This is a genomic window from Nocardia pseudovaccinii NBRC 100343, from assembly GCF_001613225.1.
Classification (GTDB): Bacteria; Actinomycetota; Actinomycetes; order Mycobacteriales; family Mycobacteriaceae; genus Nocardia; species Nocardia pseudovaccinii.
Map to the genome: position 1 here is coordinate 1,956 of NZ_BDBY01000015.1, position 21,473 is coordinate 23,428.

A 21,473-nucleotide genomic window follows, 5' to 3' on the forward strand; every position below is an offset into this window, starting at 1 on the left:
TTACTCAACGATCACGATTCGCACGTCCTCGTCGGCTGCATCGGTCGCCTCGCCCACCGTGACGAACCAGTGGGTGACCTCGCCGTCGGCCAGGTCGTCCGCGATGTCGTCCGCGCCGGGCAGTACCGACAACGCACCGGCGACGGCGGCTGTCATGGACTCCAGGAATGCGGCTCGACCCGAGATGGCGGTGGTGAAGGTTGTCGACTCGTAATCGATGTCGTACTCCGAGCGGACCTGCTCGGCCTGTTCGAGTGCCTCGGTCTGGCTGAAGGCGCGTACCGCCCCGTCGGCCGTGAGGATCACGAAGGCCGGGTGTTCCTCGGCGAGCGGGCGGACCCGATCGGCGTAGGAGACCGGGTGCGATGGGGCGGCGGCCAATTCGGCCTGGACCGCGGGATCGCTCGGGACCAGCCAGTTGATCGGGCCGTCGGCCGGTTCCAGCGTGATACCGAAACCGGCTCCGGCGGTTGCCATTTCGGCGGCGGAGAGATCACCGGCGAACAGGCAGGCGGCACCGGCCTTCTGGATGGCCCAGACCGCGACCACCGCATCCTCCGAACGCGGCAGCGCAAGGGCCACCACGTCGCCGGGTCCGGCGCCGTGTGCGATGAGCACCCGGGCCAGCTGCGAGGAACGGCGATCCAGGGCGTGGTAGGCGATTTCGTCGCCGTCCACCAGCAGCGCGGGCGCCTCGGGATCGGCCTCGACCACCTCGGCGAGCACCCGCGACACCGTGCGCGCACCGACGCGGCCCACCGGTTCCGGTGCGGGCGCCGTTGCCGCGATACCGGATTCGACGAGCAGGCGGGCCCGCTCACCGGCATCGAGGATATCGATATCGCCGACCAGTCCGGCCGGATCACCGAGCAGAGCGTCCAGCACCCGAATCAGCCTGGTGGACAAGGTTTCCACCTCTTCGGCGGTGAAACGGCTGAGCAGGTACTCGAAGGTGAATTCGAGGGTGGACTCCGCGGTCACCTGCAGGGTGAGCGGGTAGTGCGTCGCGCTTTCCATGCCCACACCGGTCACCGACATGCCGTCGATCGAACTCGCCGCGGCGATCGCCTCCCGATCGATCGGGTAGGACTCGAACACCAGCAGGGTGTCGAAGTGCGAGGCGATTCCGGCGGCCCGCTGGATATCGGACAGGCCGACGTAGTGGTGGTCGAGCAGCTCGGTCTGGTCGCGCTGCAACCGCTCGAGCTGATCGTCGATGGTCGCGCGGTCATCGATGCGCACCCGGACCGGGAGCGTGTTGATGAACAGACCGACCATCGATTCCACGCCTGGCAGTTCGGCGGGCCGACCCGACACCGTGGCGCCGAAGACCACATCGGCGCGGCCGGTGAGCCTGCCGAGCAGGATGCCCCAGGCCGCCTGCACCAGCGTGTTGACCGTGATGCCGAGTTCGGCGCAGTGCTTGGTCAGCTGACGGGTGCGGTCGGCATCGATCTCGGTGATCAGTTTGGCGGTCTCGTAGGTCTCGGCCGTCCGCGCGGGCGGCGCCAATTCGGTCGGTTCGGTCGCACCGTCGAAGGCATCGGCCCAGACCCGCAGCGACACGTCCTGATCGCGAGTGGCGAGCCAGTCCAGGAAGTCGCGGTAGGAGGAGACCTGCGGCAGTGCCGACTGATCGCCGCGCGTCGCGTAGAGCACCAGCAGATCCCGCATCAGCAGCGGCATCGACCAGCCGTCGATCAGCACGTGGTGCGTGGTGATCGCCAGCGTCCATTCCTCGGCCGCGGTGCGCAACAGCGTGTAACGCACCAGCGGCGGGCTGGACATATCGAAGCGGTCGGCATGGTCGGCATCGATCCGTCGACGCAGTTCGGCGACCCGCTCCGCCTCCGGCACATCGGTGAGATCCTCTATGCGCCAGGGCACTTCGATCCGATCGAGCACGACCTGGCGGACCTGACCGGTGGAATCGGTGACGAATGCGGTGCGCAGGTTCGGGTATCGATCCAGGATCGCCTGCGCGGCCGCGTGCAACCGCGCCACATCGACCGCTCCGGCCAGCTGCACCACGGCCTGCATGGTGTAGACGTCCACGGTGGCCGTGGTCATCAGCGCGTGGAAGAGCAGACCGGACTGGAGCGGCGAGACAGGCCAGACGTCGTCGAGGCCCGGGTAGGTCTGCTCCCACAGGTCGATATCGGCCTGGCCGACCTGCACCAACGGCAGATCCGACGGCGTATGACCACCGGCATCCGGCCGCTGCGCGTGCTTCGCCAGCGCGGTCAGCGCGGCAACCCACAGCTCCGCCAACTCCTGCACCTGCTCCGGAGACAGCAGCCCGACCGGGAACTCGAAGGTGGCCAGCAACCGCGGACCATCGTCCTCGTCGCCGACGGTGACGGCGATATCGAGCGCACCGTTCGCGGGCATGGTGGCATCCCGCTCGGTCTTGATCGCCGCTTCCTGGTACCGGAAGCCGACCTGACCCGCCAGCGGCAGATTCAGCAGCCCGTGGCCGACGCCCTGATCGGGCACCGCGAGCAGCTGCTCCTTCACCGACTTGATGATCGAACCGGCGGCAGCGCCGCCGTCGAACGCCTCGGCCAGATCGATCCCGCTCAGCGCGAGCCGGGCCGGATAGACGGCGGTGAAAGCGCCCACGGTGCGCGACAATTCGGCACCGTCGACCGCCGCCCGGCCGTCACCGTCGAGCCGGATCAGCACATCCGATCCGTGCTCCGCACCGCGCCAGCGCACCAGTGCCATGGCCAATGCCGACAGCAGCCCGTCCGGCACGCCGCCGTGGAACCGCGACGGAACCGTGGTGAGCAGGACCTCGGAGATCTCCGTCGGCACCTCGATACGAACCCGTCGCGTCGTGGCGACGGTGTCCAGCGCCGGATCGAAGGCCCGCGCGCCGAGCAGCGGATCGGGTGTGGCCGAAACCTCCTGCCAGAACGGCAGTTCGGCGGCGCGGCCGGTCGCCTGCTCGGTCAGGCCGTATGCCCAACGCCGCAGTGAGGTACCGACCTCCGGCAGGGCGACCTGGTCGTCGGCTATCAGATCGAGCAGATCGCCGGTCAGGATGCCCAGGGACTTCGGATCGGCCACGAAGCCGTGCATAACGACGAGCATGAAGTTGCCGCCATCGAGCCGGTCGGCGGTGCAGCGCACGAACTGCGCCATCACACCGTTGGCCGGATCGAGGCGATCCGCGGCGGCCGCGCGTTCGTTGTCGGCCAGGCGCATGAGCTCGTCATAGCCGTAGTCGTCGTCGAGGGCGGTATCGAAGGCCACCTCGTGCACCAGCGCATCGATATCGATGGCACCGCGCTCGAGCGCTTCGAATTCCCAGACCTCGTCGACCCTGCGCAACCGGGTGCGCAGTGCATCGTGCCGGTCGACCAGGGCGGCGATCGCCGCACGCAGCCGATCCCCGTCGAGTTCGCTCGGCAGTGCCACCGCCGCCTCGTAGGAGAAGCGCTGGTACGCCGTGTCGTTCGCCAATACCGCCGCGATGCCGGGCAGCAGCGGGATCTCGCCGATCCCACCGCCGGGCAGCTCGGCCATGGTCGCCTGCCGCAGATCCGCGGCCGAGGACGCGATCGAGGCGAGTCCGGCGACGCTGCGCTGGTCGAAGACGTCACGCACGGAGAACACCACGCCCTGTGCCTTCGCCCGCGATACCAGCTGGATCGACAGGATGCTGTTACCGCCGAGTGCGAAGAAGTCGTCGTCGGCGCCGATCCGTTCGATGCCGAGCACATCGGCGAACACACCGGCCACGATCTGCTCGACCGGAGAAACCGGCGCGCGGAAGGCGGCATGTTCGAAGGTGGGCTGCGGCAAAGCGTTTCGATCGAGTTTGCCGTTCGCATTGAGCGGCAGGGCGTCCAGCGCCAAGAAGGCGCTCGGCACCATATACGACGGCAACTCGGCGGCCAATGCCGACTGCACCGCACCCTTGTCGAATTCGCCGGTGGTCGGAACCACATAGGCGACCAAGCGGTCACCGAGTGCCGGATCGGTATGCGCGAGGACCGCGGCCGACGCGATCGCGGTCTGCCGCAGCAGCGCCGCCTCGATCTCGCCGAGCTCGATGCGGAAACCGCGGATCTTCACCTGGAAGTCGGTGCGGCCGCGGTACTCCAGCTCACCGTGCGCATTCCAGGCCACCAGGTCACCGGTGCGGTACATCCGGGCGCCGGATTCGAACGGATCGGCCACGAACCGCTCCGCGGTCAGATCGACCCGGCCGAAGTAGCCGCGGGCCAATTGCGTACCGGCCAGATACAACTCACCCGAAACACCCACCGGCACCGGACGCAACCGCGAATCCAGCACGTAGACACGGCTGTTCCACTCCGGCGCACCGATCGACACCGAGACGGTGTCCGCATCGGTCACTTCGTGGTTGGTGATCGAGACCGCGGCCTCGGTCGGACCGTAGAGGTTGAACAGGCTGGCCGCGTTCGACTCCCGGAACCGCTGCGCCGTCGCGGCGGGCAGCGCCTCACCGATGGCCAGCACCCGGCGCAACGACTCGGGCAGCTGTCCGTCCGATTCGATCAGCAGGGCATCCAACATCGACGGCACCACATGCAGGGTGGTGACGGCGGTACCGCGCATCAGCGTGTTGAGGTAGGACGGATCGCGATGTCCGTCGGCCGACGCGATGACCAGTCGGCCACCGGAAACCGCCGCCGACCAGAACTCCCACACCGAGAGGTCGAAGGTCGCGGCCGTCTTGAGCAGCACCGCGTCCTCGGCGCCGAGACCGAATTCGCTCGTCTTCCACAGCAACTGGTTGACGATCGCCGCATGTGGCACCGCGACACCCTTCGGGCGACCGGTAGAACCCGAGGTGAAGATCACGTACGCCGTATTCGCCGCGCGCAATGGCGCGATCCGCTCCGCGTCGGCGATCGGCGCGTCCGTGACGTCCGCGAGTTCGTCCATCCGGACGACGTCGGTCACCGAGGTCTGGAAATCGGTGTCGGCGTTGGTCACCACACACAGCGGCCGAGCGGTTTCGAGAATGTAGTCGGTCCGCTCACCCGCCTGATCCGGATCCAGCGGCACGTACGCGCCACCGGCCTGGGTCACCGCGTACATCGCGACCACCAGATCCACCGAGCGGCGCAGCGCGAGCGCCACCCGCGCCTCCGGTCCGACACCCAGCGAAATCAGGTGCCGGGCAAGACGATTCACCTGGGAGTCGAGCTCGCCGTAGGTAACGGCAGCGCCGTCGTCGCCGACCAGCGCCACCGCGTCCGGCGTGGCCGCCACGGTCCGATCCAGCAGCGAGGCCAGCGTCGCGGACGAATCCACCTGGTGCGCTGTGGCATTCCGGCCGGAGACCAGTTCGCGGCGTTCATCCGCGGCCATGATCTCGAGATCGCCGACAGCCGAGCGCGGCGCCGCGATGATCTCGGCGAGCACACGAGCGAAGCGATCGGCGAAGCCACGGACGGTATCCGCGTCGAAAAGATCGGTGGCATAGGTGAAGTACCCGCCGATCCCCGACGGAGTGCCGTCCTCGTCGTAGCTGTCCGCCACGATCAGATGCAGATCGAACTGCGAGAGCTGGGTGTCGATATCGAATCCGGCCACCGTGAGTCCGGGCAGTTCCAGCGTGGTCCGCGCCAGGTTCTGGAACGACAGGCCCACCTGGAACAGCGGATGGCGCGCCTGCGACCGCACCGGGTTCAGCACCTCGACCAACCGCTCGAACGGCACGTCCGCATGCGCGAACGCCTGGATATCCGTTTCGCGCTGGCGCCCGAGCAGATCCGTGAACGCCTCGCCGCGCTCCAGCTGGGTGCGGAACACCAGGGTGTTGACGAACATGCCGATCAGGTCGTCGAGCACGGCCTCACCGCGGCCTGCCATCGGTGTGCCGATCGCGATGTCATCGGTTCCGGACAGGCGCGAGAGCATGACCGCGAACGCGGTGTGCACCACCATGAACAGCGTCGCACCCTCGGCCCTGGCCAAACCGACCAGCGCACGATGCGTTTCGGCGTCGATGCTCAGCTCGACCTTGCCGCCCGTGAAGGACTGCACCGCGGGACGCGGGCGATCCGAGGGCAGATCCAGCTGATCCGGCACATCCGCCAATGCCGACTGCCAGTAGGCGATCTGCTTGGCCGCCAACGACTCCGGATCGTCCTCGCTGCCAAGCAGCTCGCGCTGCCAGATGGAGTAGTCCGCGTACTGCACCGGCAGCGGCGTCCACGTGGGCGACTCGCCGACCGAGCGCGCCGCGTACGCCGTCATCAGATCCCGGGTCAGCGGGCCCATCGACGAACCGTCACCGGCGATGTGGTGCACCACGAGTACCAGCACGAATTCGTTCGCGTCCGTGGGAGCGTCGGTCACCTGGAACAGCTCGATACGGACCGGTACCTCGGCGGTGACGTCGAACGGCGCCGCCATCACCGCGATCACCGTGGATTCCAGCTCCGCGGCGACGATCGGCCGCAGCTCCAGTGCCGGAACAGCCTGCGCCACCGGCAGAATCACCTGCGCCGGGGCGCCCGCGGTCTCCGGGTACACCGTCCGCAGAATCTCGTGCCTGCCGACCAGATCCGCCATGGCCGCCCGCAGCGCGTCGACATCCAGCGCACCGGTCAACCGGACCGCGATGGGCAGGTTGTAGGCCGCCGACTCGGTGTCGAAGCGGTTCAGGAACCACATCCGCTGCTGCGCCAGCGACAAGGGCACCGGATCCGGTCGCGGACCGGCGACCAGCGGCCGCCGCTCGCCCACACCGGACAGCTGCTCCAGCTTCACCGCCAGGGCCGCGACAGTGGGCGCCTCGAACAGCGCGCGCACCGGCACCCGCCCACCGATCGCGGCGCTCAGGCGGCCGACCACCTGGGTGGCGACCAGCGAGTTGCCGCCGAGTGCGAAGAAGTCGTCGTCGGCGCCCACGCGCTCGATACCGAGCACGTCACTGAAGACGCCCGCCACGATCTCCTCCACCGGCGTTGCCGGGGCGCGGAATTCGCGCGTGCTGAAGGTCGGTTCGGGCAGTGCCTTGCGGTCGAGCTTGCCGCTCGAATTCAGCGGGAAGGCGTCGAGCACCACGATGGCCGCCGGAACCATATAGGCCGGAAGCACATCCGAGACCTCGGCCAGCAGTGTCCGCTGGTCGATCGACTGACCCGGCGCGGGCACCACGTAGGCGACCAACTGGTCGCCCAGCGCCGACGCGGCCACCAGCGCCACCGCCTGGCTCACCGCGGCATGAGCGAGCAGCGCCGTCTCGATCTCGCCGAGCTCGATCCGCTGGCCGCGGAACTTCACCTGGAAGTCGGTGCGACCCAGGTATTCGAGGCGGTAGCCCGCATCCGCGGGTTCGCGCCAGACCACGAGGTCGCCGGTGCGGTACATCCGCGCACCGGGCGCGAACGGGTTGGCCACGAAGCGATCCGAGGTCAGGTCCGGGCGCGCGACGTAACCGCGGGCCAGCTGATCACCGGCGAGGTACAGCTCACCGGCCACACCGGCGGGCACCGGCCGCAGCCGCGAATCCAGCACGAACACCTGGGTGTTCCACTGTGGCAAGCCGATCGGCACGGTGCGCACATCCGTCTCGCGCGCGGGCCAGTAGGTCACCGACACCGCGGCCTCGGTCGGCCCGTACAGGTTGTGCAGCAGCGCATCCGAAACGGACCGCCACGCCGTCACCGTTTCCGGCGGCAGCGCCTCACCGATCACGAACACGTCCCGCAGCGTCGGCAGCGAGCCCGCCGCCAGCTGTGCCGCGAACACCGTCAGCATGGACGGCACGAAGTCGGTGACGGTAACCCCGTGCGCGGCAATCGCATCCGCCACGTAGGCCGGATCGCGATGGCCGTCGTGGGTGGCGACCACCAGTTTCGCGCCCGCGCGCAGTGGCATGAAGTAGCCCCACAGCGACACATCGAACGTGGTGGCGGTCTTCTGGAAGTACACGTCGGCCGAGCCGAGCGGGTACTCCGCGAGCATCCACTCGATCTGGTTGTTGATCGCCTCGTGCGATACCGCGACGCCCTTCGGACGACCGGTCGAACCCGAGGTGAAGATGACGTAAGCCGGGTTGTCCCGGGTGACCGGGCGCAGCAGCTCACCGGGTTCGATCGGAGCAGACGAGAACCCGTCCAGCTCCAGCGAATCCAGTTCGAGCACCGGAATGTCGGCGGGGACCGGCACCGCGTCGGCCGCGGTGGTGACCACGCACGCGGGCTGGGCGGTGTCCAGGATGTGCGCGATCCGCTCCGCCGGATGATCAGGATCCAGCGGCACATACGCGCCACCGGCCGTCACGATCGCGTACATGCCGACGACCAGATCCAGCGACCGCCGAACGGCAAGGCCGACCAGCGACTCCGCGCCGACACCCTGCGAAATCAACAGGCGGGCAAGCTTGTTCACCCGCTCGTCGAATTCCCGATATGTGAGCTCGGCGCCCTCGAACACCACTGCGACGGCATCCGGGTGCGCCGCCGCGGCGCGCCGGTATCCGTCGAGCAGCAGTTCGGGCTGCACCGGATGCGCGGTGGCGTTCCAACCATCGAGCATCCGTTCCCGCTCCACCGATGTGAGCAGCTCGAGGTCGCCCACCGCCGCGCGCGGCGCGGCGATGATCTCGCCTAGCAGCCTGGTGAACCGGTCCGCGAACCCTTCGACCGTGCTCCGGTCGAAAAGATCGGTGGCGTAGGTGAATATGCCTGCGATGCCCGCGGGGGCCCCGGACTCGTCGTACAGGTCGCTGAGAATCAGGTGCAGATCGAACTGGGAGATGCGGGTATCGAAGTCCACGCCGGAGACCGTGAGATCCGGCAATTCCAGGGTGGTCTGGGCCAGGTTCTGGAACGACAGGCCCACCTGGAACAGCGGATGCCGCGCCTGCGACCGCGCCGGGTTCAGTACCTCGACCAACCGCTCGAACGGCACATCGGCATTCGCGAACGCCTGGATGTCGGTTTCGCGCTGGCGCCCGAGCAGATCCGCGAACGGCTCGGCCGAATCCAGCCGGGTACGGAACACCAAGGTGTTGATGAACGTACCGATCAGATCGTTCAGCGCCGCCTCACCGCGGCCCGCCATCGGCGTACCGATCGCGATATCGTCCGTGCCGGACAGCCGGGACAACAGCACGGCCAGCGCCGTGTGCACGATCATGAACAGCGTCGCACCCTCGGCCTGCGCCACGCCGCTGAGACCGCGGTGGGTGTCGGCGTCGATGCGCACCTCGACGGTGCCACCGGCGAAGGACTGCACCGCGGGCCGCGGGCGATCCGCGGGCAGGTCCAGTTGCTCCGGCAGATCGGCCAGCGCGGTCCGCCAGTAGGCGACCTGCTTGGACATCAGCGATTCCGGATCGTCCTCGCTGCCGAGCAGTTCGCGCTGCCAGATGCTGTAGTCCGCGTACTGGACCTCCAGCGGCGCCCAGTTGGGTGCTACACCCGCCGAGCGCGCCGCGTACGCCGTCATCAGATCCCGCGTCAGCGGTCCCATCGAGGAACCGTCACCGGCGATATGGTGCACGACCATCGCGATCACATACTCGGGAGCCGGACTTTCGGTGGCGATCTCGAACAACCGCACCCGCACCGGCACCTCGGCGGTGACGTCGAACGGCGCCGAAATCAACTCGACCACGGCGGTTTCGACCCGATCCGGTGTGACCGTCCGGACGTCCAGCTCCGGAATCGCCTGTCCCACCGGCAGAATCAGCTGCACCGCACCCGACTCGGTCTCCGGGTAGATGGTGCGCAGGACCTCGTGCCTGCGCACCAGATCCGCGATCGCGGCGCGCAGTGCGTCCACATCGAGCGCGCCGGTCAGCCGCACCGCGATCGGGACGTTGTAGGCGGCGGACTGGGTGTCGAAGCGGTTGAGGAACCACATCCGCTGCTGCGCCAGCGACAGCGGAATCTGCTCCGGCCGCGGACCGGCGACCAGAGCGTGCCGTCCGCGCCCGTCGGCCTGCTGTTCGACCCGGATGGCCAGTGCGCCGACGGTCGGCGCCTCGAACAGCAGTCGCACCGGGACGCGGGTGTTCAGCGCCGCGCCGAGGCGCGCCGCGACCTGCGTCGCGAGCAGCGAGTTACCGCCCCACGCGAAGAAGTCGTCATCCAGGCCGAGCCGCTGCGCCTTCTCTCCGGAACCGAGGTGCAGCACCTCGGCGAAGGTGTTCGCGACGATCTCCTCGATCGGGGTGACCGGCGCGCGGAAGACCGCCTTCTCGAAGGTGGGCTCCGGCAATGCCTTTCGATCCAGCTTGCCGTTCGCGTTCAACGGCAGCGCATCGAGGGTCAGGAAGACCGACGGCACCATGTAGGACGGCAGCTCGGCGGCCAACGCCGATTGCAGCCGCGTGTTGTCGAGCTCGTCGACTTCGGGCACCACGTAAGCGACCAGCCGGTCGCCCAGGTTCGGGTCGGTGTGTGCGAGCACCGCGGTGGCCGCGACCTCGGGCTGCCGCAGCAGGGCCGCCTCGATCTCACCGAGCTCGATCCGGAAACCGCGGATCTTCACCTGGAAGTCGGTGCGTCCGCGATACTCGAGCCCGCCCTCGCTGTTCCAGGCCACCAGGTCACCGGTGCGGTACATGCGCTCGCCCGCGCCGAACGGGTTGGCCACGAAGCGATCCGCGGTCAAGTCCACGCGCCCGAAGTAGCCGCGCGCCAACTGCGCACCGGCCAGGTACAGCTCACCGGAGACGCCGACCGGCACCGGGCGCAGCCGCGAATCCAGCACGTACACCTGGCTGTTCCACTCCGGAGCACCGATCGGCACCGACACGTTGTCGGCATCGGTGACGGTGTGCGTGGTGATCGACACCGCGGCCTCGGTGGGGCCGTACAGGTTGAACAGCTCGGCCGCGTTGTCCCGGCGGAACCGCTGCGCGGTCGTCGCGGGCAGCGCCTCACCGATCGCCAGCACCCGCCGCAGCGACTGCGGCAGGCGGCGACCGGATTCGGTGAGCAGCGCGTCGAGCATCGACGGCACCACATGCAGCGTCGTGACGCCGGTGGTGCGCATCAGCTCGTTGAGGTAGGCGGGATCGCGGTGACCATCGGCATCGGCGATAACCAACCGGCCACCGCAGACGGCGGCCGACCAGAACTCCCAGACCGACAGGTCGAAGGTCGCCGCGGTCTTGAGCAGCACCGCGTCGTCGGCGCCGAGGCCGAATTCGGCTGTCTTCCACAGCAACTGGTTGACGATCGCCGCATGCGGCACCGCCACGCCCTTCGGCTGGCCGGTGGAGCCCGACGTGAAGATCACATACGCGGTATTCGCCGCCACCAGCGGCCGCAGCCGGTCACCGTCGGAGATCGGACCGTCCGCGCCGCCGGATAGATCCAGCTCGTCGATCGACACCACCGCGGCCACGGTGCTGTCGAAATCATCGCGGCCGGTGGTCAGCACGCAGACCGGTGCCGCGGTGCTCAGGATGTAGTCGGTGCGCTCGGCGGGCTGATCGGGATCGATCGGCACATACGCCGCACCCGACTTCGCCACCGCGTACATCGCGACCACGAGATCCACCGAGCGCCGAATGGCCAGCGCCACCCGGTCCTCCGCGCCGACACCGAGCGTGATCAGGTGACGCGCCAGGCGGTTGGCCCGGCCGTCCAACTCGGCGTAGGTGAGCGTCGCGTCCTCGGCCACCAGCGCCAGCGCATCCGGGTTCGCCGCCACCGTGGCGTCCAGCAGCGACACCAGCGTGGTCGAGGCGTCGATGTCGAGCGAGTGCGCGGTGTCGTTCCAGGCGTGCAGGATTCGCGCGTTCTCGGCGGGCGAGAGCAGATCGATCTCGCCGACCCGCACGTCGGCATCAGCCAATACGGCATCGAGCACCAGCACGAAGCGGTCGGCGAAGCCCTGCACCGTCGACTCGTCGAACAGGTCGGTGGCGTAACCGAATTCGGCGACGATCTGGGCGGGCGTGCCGTCCTCGGCGTAGCGGTCGTACAGCGTGACGTGCAGATCGGTCTTGGCCAGCTGCGAATCGAAGTTCACCGCGCTGACCGAAAGACCGGGCAGCGTGAAGGTGGTCTCGGCCAGGTTCTGGAACGAGAGTCCGACCTGGAACAGCGGATTGCGCGCCGTCGAACGCTCCGGGTTGAGCACCTCGACCAGCCGCTCGAATGGCACATCGGCGTTCGCGAACGCCTCGAGGTCCCGTTCGCGTACGTCGGCGAGCAGGTCGGCGAAGGTGTCACCGGGCTCGATGATCGTCCGGAACACCAAGGTGTTGACGAACATACCGATCAGATCGTCGAGTTCGCGTTCACCGCGACCCGCGATCGGGGTGCCGACCGCGATGTCGTCGGTACCCGACAGCCGCGAGAGCAGGACGGCCAGCGCCGCATGCGTGACCATGAACAGCGAGGCGTTATTGGCCCGCGCCAGCTCGTGCAGCTTGGCGTGCTTGTCCGGTGCGATCTCGAAGCGAATCGCCTTGCCCTGGAACGACTGCGCGCGCGGGCGCGGCCGGTCGGCGGGCAACTCCAGCTGATCGGGCATGCCCGCGAGCGCGGACTGCCAGTAGGCGACCTGCTGTGCCGCGAGCGATTCCGGATCCTCCTCGGAGCCGAGCACCGCACGCTGCCACAGCGCGTAGTCGGCGTACTGCACCGGCAGCGGCTGCCACTGCGGGATCTCACCTTGGGCCCGTGCCACATACGCCGCCATGACGTCGCGGGCCAGCGGGCCCATCGACGAACCGTCCGCCGCGACATGGTGCACCGTGAACGCCAGCACGTGTTCCTGTTCGGCGAGCCGGAACAGCCCCACCTTCAGCGGCACCTGAACGGTGACATCGAAGGTGGTGAGCGCGAATTCGATCACCGCGCCGACCAGGTCCGATTCCGAGATATCGGTAACGGTCAGCTCCGGGGTGGCCTGGTCGGCGGGCAGGATAACCTGGTGCGGGCCACTGGCCGAACTCGGGTAGGTGGTGCGCAGCACCTCGTGCCGGGCGAACACATCGCCGAGCGCCTTTTCCAGCGCCGCCACATCCAGCGCACCGGACAACCGCACCGCGAGCGGGATGTTGTCCACGGCAGAGGTGGTGGTATCGAACTGGTTGAGGAACCAGTACCGCTGCTGTGCGGGCGAGAGCGGTATCCGGGCCGGGCGCTCCCCCGCGACCAGCCGCGGCCGGGTGCGGCCGGATCCGGCATTGTGTTCGGCTTTGGCCGCCAGCGCGGCGACCGTCGACGCCTCGAACAGATCGCGGACCGCGAGCTGGGTATCCAGTGCCGCGCCGATGCGCGCGGTCACCTGGGTGGCCAGCAGCGAGTTGCCGCCGAGTTCGAAGAAGTCGTCGTCCAGCCCGACGCGTGCGACGCCGAGCACATCGCTGAACACACCCGCCACGATCTCCTCGATCGGGGTGGACGGTGCGCGGAACACCTTCGCCTCGAATACCGGCGCGGGCAGCGCCTTGCGATCGAGCTTGCCGGAGGCGTTGAGCGGGAACGCTTCCAGTACGACGAAGGCGGTCGGCACCATGTACGCGGGCAGTTCACCCGCGAGTTCGGCGCGCACCTGGTCGATATCGATCGAACGATCCGCCGCCGCGATCACATACGCGACCAGCTGATCGCCGAGGCGATCGTCGGAGCGGACGACCACGGCCGCCTGCGCGATCGTCCCCAGCGCGGTGAGCGCCGATTCGATCTCACCGAGTTCGATGCGCAGACCGCGCAGCTTCACCTGGAAGTCGGTGCGGCCCAAGTACTCCAGCTCACCGTTGGCGGTCCAGGCGACGAGGTCACCGGTGCGATACACGCGCTCGCCGGTGCCGAACGGGTTGGCCACGAAGCGATCCGCGGTCAGATCCGGACGCGCCACATAGCCGCGCGCCAGCTGCTCGCCCGCGAGGTACAACTCACCTGCGACACCGACCGGAACCGGGTGCAGTCGCGAATCCAGCACATACACCTGGGTGTTGAAGACCGGCGCACCAATCGGCACCGACACCGTATCGGCGTCGGTGACCTCGTGATAGGTGACGTCGACCGCGGCCTCGGTGGGGCCGTACAGGTTGTGCAGCCAGACACCGGTCAGTTCGCGCAAGCGCTGTGCGGTCACCGCGGGCAGCGCCTCACCGGAGGCGAAGACATTGCGCAGGTCGAAGCATTCGCCCGCGCGGTCGTCGGCCACGAAGACCGACAGCATGGACGGCACGAAGTGCACCGTGGTGACCTGCTCGTCGGCAATCGTCCGCACCAGGTAGGCCGGATCGCGATGGCCGTCCGGCTTCGCGATGACCAGGCGCGCGCCGACCTGCAGCGGCCACCAGAATTCCCATACCGACACGTCGAAGGTGGCGGGCGTCTTCTGCAGGACCACATCGCCGCGGTCCAGCCCGTATTCGGCCTGCATCCAGACCAGACGGTTGACGATCGCGGCATGGCTGACCGCCACACCCTTCGGACGGCCGGTCGAACCCGAGGTGAAGATCACGTATGCGGTATTCGACGGCCGCAGCGGCGCAAGACGTTCCGCATCGATCAGCGGTTCGTCGGAGTATGCCGACAGATCGAGTGCGTCGATCTCGAGCGTCGGCGTCGAGCCCGCGTCGAACTCGTCGGCGGCGGTGGTCAGCACGCAGACCGGCTGCGCGGTGTCGAGCACATAGCGGGTGCGGTCGGCCGGATGATCCGGATCCAGCGGCACATACGCGCCACCGGCCACGCTCACCGCGTACATGCCGATCACCAGTTCGAAGGATCGGCGCATGCCGAGCGCGACCATCGAATCGGGTCCGACACCCAGCGAAACCAGGTACCGGGCAAGGCGATTCACCCGGGAGGTGAACTCGCCGTAGGAAAGACTCGTACCCTCGAAGGTCAGCGCGATCGACTTCGGGCTCCGGACCGCCTGCTCCTCGAACATCGAGACCAGGGTGGCCTGAGCATCGACGACATACGCCGTCTCGTTCCACTTTTCGAGCACCTTCGCGCGCTCGGCGGCGTCGAGCAGATCGACGTCACCGACCGCGACGGCCGGATCCGCGACCACCGCACGCAGCAGGCGGGTGAGGCGCGTGGCGACACCGGCGATCGTCTTCGCGTCGAACATATCCGTCGCGTAGGCGAATTCGGCGGTCATGCCGTCCGCGTTCCCGGCCGCGTCGATACGGTCGGCGAGGTTCAGGTGCAGATCGAACTTCGCGGTCACCACGTCGAGCGGCACACCGGCCACCTCGAGACCGGGCAGTTCGAACGATGCCTCACCGGTGTTCTGGAACGACAGCATCACCTGGAACAGCGGATGCCGCGCCTGCGAACGGGCCGGGTTGAGGATGTCGACCAGCCGCTCGAACGGCAGGTCGGCGTGGCCGAAGGCGGCCAGATCGGTTTCGCGTGCCCGCGCGACCAAGTCGGCGAAGGACACACCGGAATCGACCGGCGTGCGCAGCACGAGCGTATTGACGAACATGCCGATCGCGTCATCGAGCACGGCCTCGCCACGACCCGCGACCGCGGTACCGATGGCGATATCGTCGCTGCCCGACAGGCGTGCGAGCAGTGCAGCAAACGCCGCGTGCACCACCATGAACAGGCTCGCGCCGTGCGTGCGGGCCAGTGCGTTGAGCTCGGCCAGCAACTGCGCGTCGATGCCGAATTCGTAGACGTCACCGCGGTTCGACGCGACGGCGGGGCGCGAACGATCCGACGGCAGATCCAGCTGATCGGGCAGCCCGGCCAGATTCCGCGACCAGTACGCGACCTGCTGGGCGATCAGCGATGCCGGATCGTCCTCGGAGCCGAGGGTGTCGCGCTGCCAGAGCGCGAAGTCGGCGTACTGCACCGCCAGCGGCGCCCAGGCGGGCGATTCGCCGCGGGTGCGGGCCGCGTAGGCGACCATCACGTCGCGGGCCAGCGGACGCACCGACCAGCCGTCACCCGAGATGTGGTGCACCACGAAGACCAGCACGTGGGTATCGGGCAGTGAGCCGTCCATCGGCGACTCGAGCCGGAACAGCTTGGCGCGCACCGGAACTTCGGCGGTGACGTCGAAGCCGGTCAGCACCAGTTCGCTGATGCGATCGCGAATATCGGTCTCGGACACCACGAGCGGGGTCAGGTCGAGATGGACCTGACCGGTGGGCAGCACGACCTGCACACCATGACCATCGGCGGTTTCCGGGTAGACGGTGCGCAGCACCTCGTGCCGGTCCATCACATCGGCGACGGCCATGCGCAGCGCATCGGTGTCGAGTGCGCCGGTGAGCCGGACCGCCAGCGGGATGTTGTTGACCGCGGTCTGGTTGTCGAAGCGGTTGAGGAACCACATCCGCTGTTGGGCCAGCGAGAGCGGAATCTGTTCCGGCCGCGGTCCGGCCGTCAGTTCCCGGCGTCCGCCGGTGCCCTGCTGTCCCTCCATCCGCGCGGCGAGCGCGGCGACATTCGGGGCCTCGAACAGCAGCCGCACCGGAATGCGGGTGTCGAGTGCGGCGCCCAGGCGAGCGACCACCTGGGTGGCGATCAGCGAGTTGCCGCCGAGGTCGAAGAAGTCGTCGTCCAAACCGACCGGACGCGCGCCGTCCGCGGTCGACAGACCGAGCACCTCGGCGAAGGTGTCGGCCACGATCTCTTCGATCGGGGTCGACGGCGCGCGGAATTCCTTGGCCTCGAAGGCGGGTTCGGGCAGAGCGCGGCGGTCGAGCTTGCCGTTGGGGTTCAACGGCATGGCGTCGAGCACCATGAGCGCCGCGGGGACCATGTACGACGGCAGTTGCGCGATCAGGTGGGTGCGCAGCGCGTCGATGTCGACGGTGGCGCCGTTCGCGGGTACCACGTAGCCGACCAGCTGATCGCCGGTCCTGGCATCCGAACGCACCAGCGCCACGGCCTGTGCCACCGAATCGTATGCGGTGAGCGCGGTTTCGATCTCCCCGAGCTCGATGCGCAGACCACGCAGCTTCACCTGGAAGTCGGTCCGGCCGAGGTAGACGATCGAACCGTCGGCGGCCCGGGCCACCAGGTCACCGGTGCGATACATGCGAGCGCCCGGTGCGCCGAACGGGTTGGCCACAAAGCGATCCGCGGTCAGATCCGTGCGGCCGAAGTAGCCGCGCGCCAACTGCGCACCCGCCAGATACAGCTCACCCGCGACACCAGGAGCGACCGGGTGCAGGCGCGAATCCAGCACGTACGCCTGCGAATTCCACACCGGCAGGCCGATCGGCACCGCGCCTTCGACCTTGTCGGCCACCGGGCCGTGGGTCGCGTGGACGGTGAATTCGGTCGGGCCGTAGAGGTTGTAGAGCTCGGCCGAGCTGACCCGGCGGATGGCGGTCGCGGCATCGGCGGTGAATGCCTCACCGGCGATGAGCAGTGCGCGCAGCGATGCAAGCGCTGAGCTGACCCACCCCGTCGGCTCCGCCGACTGCCGCCCCCGGCTACCGACCGCCGCGTCGACGCTGCTCGCGAAGACACTCAGCATCGAGGGCACGAACGAGGTCATGGTGACCCGCTCGGCCGCGATCACATCGGCCAGGTACTGCGGGTCGCGATGGCCGTCCGGCCCGGCCACCACGATCCGGCCACCGGTGCTCAGCGGGCCGAACAGCTCCCACACCGACACGTCGAACGTGGCAGGGGTCTTGAACAGCACGACGTCATCGGCACCGATGCCGTATTGACCGGTGATCCAACGGATCTGGTTGACGACGGCCGCGTGCGGCACAGCCACACCCTTCGGCCGACCGGTCGAACCGGAGGTGAAGATGACGTACGCCGGGTTGCTCGGCCGCAGCGGCGCGATCCGCTCCGCATCGGTGACCGGCTCGTCCGAGTACTCGGACAGATCCAGGTCATCGATGACGATCGCGGGCAGACCGGTGCCGTCGAAGTCGTCACGCGAGGTGGTCAGCACGCATACCGGCGCCGCCGAATCGAGCACATACCCGATCCGCTCCGCGGGCTGATCGAGATCGAGCGGCACATAACCGCCACCGGCCTCCAGCACGGCGTACGCAGCGACCACGAGGTCGACCGAGCGCCGAAGACCAAGGGCCACCAGGCTCTCCGGGCCGACCCCATCGGCGATGAGGCGACGTGCCAACCGGTGCACGCGGGCACCGAATTCGGCGTAGGTGAGCGCGGCACCCGTCGCCGGGTCCACGATCGCGACCGCATCCGGCGTCGCCGCCGCCTGCGCGGCGAATTCGTCGACCAGCGTGCCGACCGCACCGAGATCGCGCTCGGTGTCGTTCCAGCCACGCAGTGCCAGTTCGGCTTCGGACGCATCGAGCAGGTCGATATCACCGATGGCCCGATCCGGTTCGGCCGCGACGGCTCGCAGCAGTCGGTTGAACCGCTGTCCGAACGCCGCCATGGTGTCGGCGTCGAAAAGGTCGGTGGCGTAGATCAATTCGCCCGCGATGCCCGAAGGCGCGACCGTGGTGGCGCCCGCACCGTTCGAGGTACTGATCGGGGTCGCGGTCTGCTCCGAGAGCACCAGCTGCAGATCGAACTTGGCCACATCGATCGGCAGTTCGACACCGCTGACGGTGAGTCCGGGCAGTTCCAGGCTGTTCTGGCCGGTGTTCTGGAACGACAGCATCACCTGGAACAGCGGATGCCGCGCCTGCGAACGGGCCGGGTTGAGGATCTCCACCAGCCGCTCGAACGGCAGGTCGGCATGTCCGAACGCGCCGATATCGATGGCGCGCACGGTGCGCAGCAGTTCGGTGAAGGTGGCCTCGCCGTCGATCGGGGTCCGCAACACCAGGGTGTTGACGAACATGCCGATCAGATCGTCGAGCGCGCGCTCACCACGTCCGGCGATCGGCGTACCGATCGCGATGTCTTCCTCGCCGGACAAACGCGACAGCAGCACGGCCAGCGCGGTGTGCGCGACCATGAACAGCGTCGTGCCCCTGGTACGCGCGAGTTCGGTGAGCTTGCCGTGGGTCTCGGCATCGATCTCGAAGACGTGCGTCGCACCGCGACCCGATGCCACCGCCGGACGCGGCCGGTCGGCGGGCAGGTCGAGCTGTTCGGGCAGGCCGCGCAGGGTCTCGGACCAGAACTCGATCTGCGCCGAGATCACCGATTCCGGATCGGATTCGGCGCCGAGCACCGCGCGCTGCCACAGCGCGAAGTCGGCGTACTGCACGTCGAGCGGACGCCAGGAGGGCTCGCCGCCCTCGACGCGCGCGGCGTAGGCCGTCATCACGTCGCGGGTGAGCGGGCCCATCGAGAAGCCGTCGGCCGAAATGTGGTGCACCACCAGGGCGAGCACATGTTCGGTCGGGCTGATCTCGAACAGCTTGGCCCGGAACGGAACTTCGGCGGTGACGTCGAAGCCGGTCAGGATGACCTCCGCAACACGCTGCGGCAGTTCGGCTTCGGTGACATCGATCGGCGTCAGATCCGGAATCACCCGGGCCGTGGAGACGGTCTGCTGATAGGCGGTGCCGTCGTACTCCGGGTAGAAGGTGCGCAGCGACTCGTGACGAGCCAGCACATCGGCGACGGCGATCTGCAGTGCCTGGCGGTCGAGCAGACCCGACAGCCGCACCGCGGCCGGGATATTGTCCACCGCCGATTCCGGATCGAAGCGGTTGAGGAACCACATGCGCTGCTGCGCCAGCGACAGCGGCACCCGCTCGGGACGCTGCTGCGGCACCAGGGCCATGCGCGCACCGGCACCGGCACGCGACTCCGCGCGGGCCGCGAGCGCGGCCACCGAGGACGCCTCGAACAGTTCGCGGACACCGAGATCGGTATCCAGTGCGGCCGAGAGCCGGGCGGCGACCTGGGTGGCGCTCAGCGAGTTGCCGCCGAGTGCGAAGAAATCGTCGTCGAGACCGACGCGTTCCAGGCCGAGCACATCGGCGTAGGTGGCCGCGATGATCTCCTCGATCGGCGTGGTCGGCGCGCGGAATACCGCGGCCTCGAACACCGGTGCGGGCAATGCCTTTCGATCCAGCTTGCCGGAGGCGTTGAGCGGGAAGGCGTCGAGCACGATGACCACCGACGGGACCATGTACGCGGGCAACTGCCGCGCCAGATCCTCGCGCACCGTCTCGATATCCAGCCGCAGATTCGGCGTCGCGATGACATACGCGACGAGCTGGTCGCCGGTGTGCTGATCACCGCGTACGACGACGACGGCCTGGGCGACCTCGTCCAGCGCGGTGAACGCCTGCTCGATCTCGCCGAGCTCGATGCGCAGACCGCGCAGCTTCACCTGGAAGTCGGTGCGGCCCAGGTAATCCAGCTCGCCGTCGGCCGTCCAGGCCACCAGGTCGCCGGTGCGGTACATGCGCGCGCCATCGGTGGCGAACGGGTTCGCGACGAACCGATCACTGGTCAGATCCGGACGCGCGACATAGCCGCGCGCCAACTGGGTGCCCGCGAGGTACAGCTCGCCCGCGACACCGACCGGCACCGGGCGCAGCCGCGAATCGAGCACGAAGACCTGGGTATTGAAGACCGGCGCACCGATCGGCACGGTATCGGTATCGGTCGCGACCACCTCGTGGAAGGTGACGTCGACCGCGGCCTCGGTCGGACCGTACAGGTTGTGCAGCGCCGCACCGGTCAGTTCGCGCAGGCGATGGGCGGGCTTGGGCGGCAGCGCCTCACCGGAGGCGAATACCAGTCGCAGCGAATCACACCGCGCCGCGGCCGCATCGGCCACGAAGACCGACAGCATGGACGGCACGAAGTGGGTGACGGTGACCCGCTCGGCGGTAATGATCTCGGCGAGGTAGGCCGGATCGCGATGCCCGTCCGGCTTCGCGATGACCAGCCGCGCACCGATCTGCAACGGCCAGAAGAACTCCCACACCGAAACGTCGAAGGTGGCGGGCGTCTTCTGCAGTACGGCGTCCGCGCCGGTCAGCCCGTAGGCCGACTGCATCCACACCAGACGGTTCACGATCGCGGCATGGCTGACCGCCACACCCTTCGGACGACCGGTCGAACCCGAGGTGAAGATCACATACGCGGTATTCGACGGACGCAACGGCGCACGCCGCTCCGCCTCGGTCACCGGCTGGTCCGAGAGCCCGAACAGGTCGAGCAGATCGATGCGCACCTGCGCGGTATCGATCTTCAGATCGTCACCGGAGGTAAGCACGCAGACCGGATCGGCGGTGGCGAGAATGTATTCCGTGCGCTCGGCCGGATGATCCGGATCCAGCGGCACATACGCGCCACCGGCCACGGCCACCGCGTACATGCCGACCACCAGATCGATGGAGCGCCGCATGCCAAGGGCCACATACGATTCCGGGCCGACACCGCGTTCGATGAGCCAGCGCGCCAGGCTGTAGACCCGGGCGCCGAATTCGCGATAAGTCAGCGTCACGAAGTGACTCGATGAGGGGTGGTGGTCGGGCGACGGGTGGGCCAGACTGGTCCCCTCGAACGTCAGCGCGGTCGCGTCCGGAGTCGCGGCGAGCTGGGCCTCGAACATCGAGACCAGCGTGGCGGCAGCGTCCACGTCGTGTGCGGTGTCGTTCCACTCGGACAGCACGA

At 68.3% G+C, this 21,473-nt stretch carries 1 protein-coding gene (only partly in view); it reads right to left on the bottom strand.

The window, feature by feature from the left end; genetic code table 11:
* Positions 1–21,473: the 3' end of a non-ribosomal peptide synthase/polyketide synthase gene (locus NP3_RS01505; RefSeq protein WP_063036993.1), read on the bottom strand. Its footprint extends 22,459 nt past the window's final position; the window shows 21,473 of its 43,932 coding nt (coding positions 22,460–43,932); its start codon lies off the right edge, out of view — the gene reads right to left on this strand; it ends in the stop codon at positions 1–3.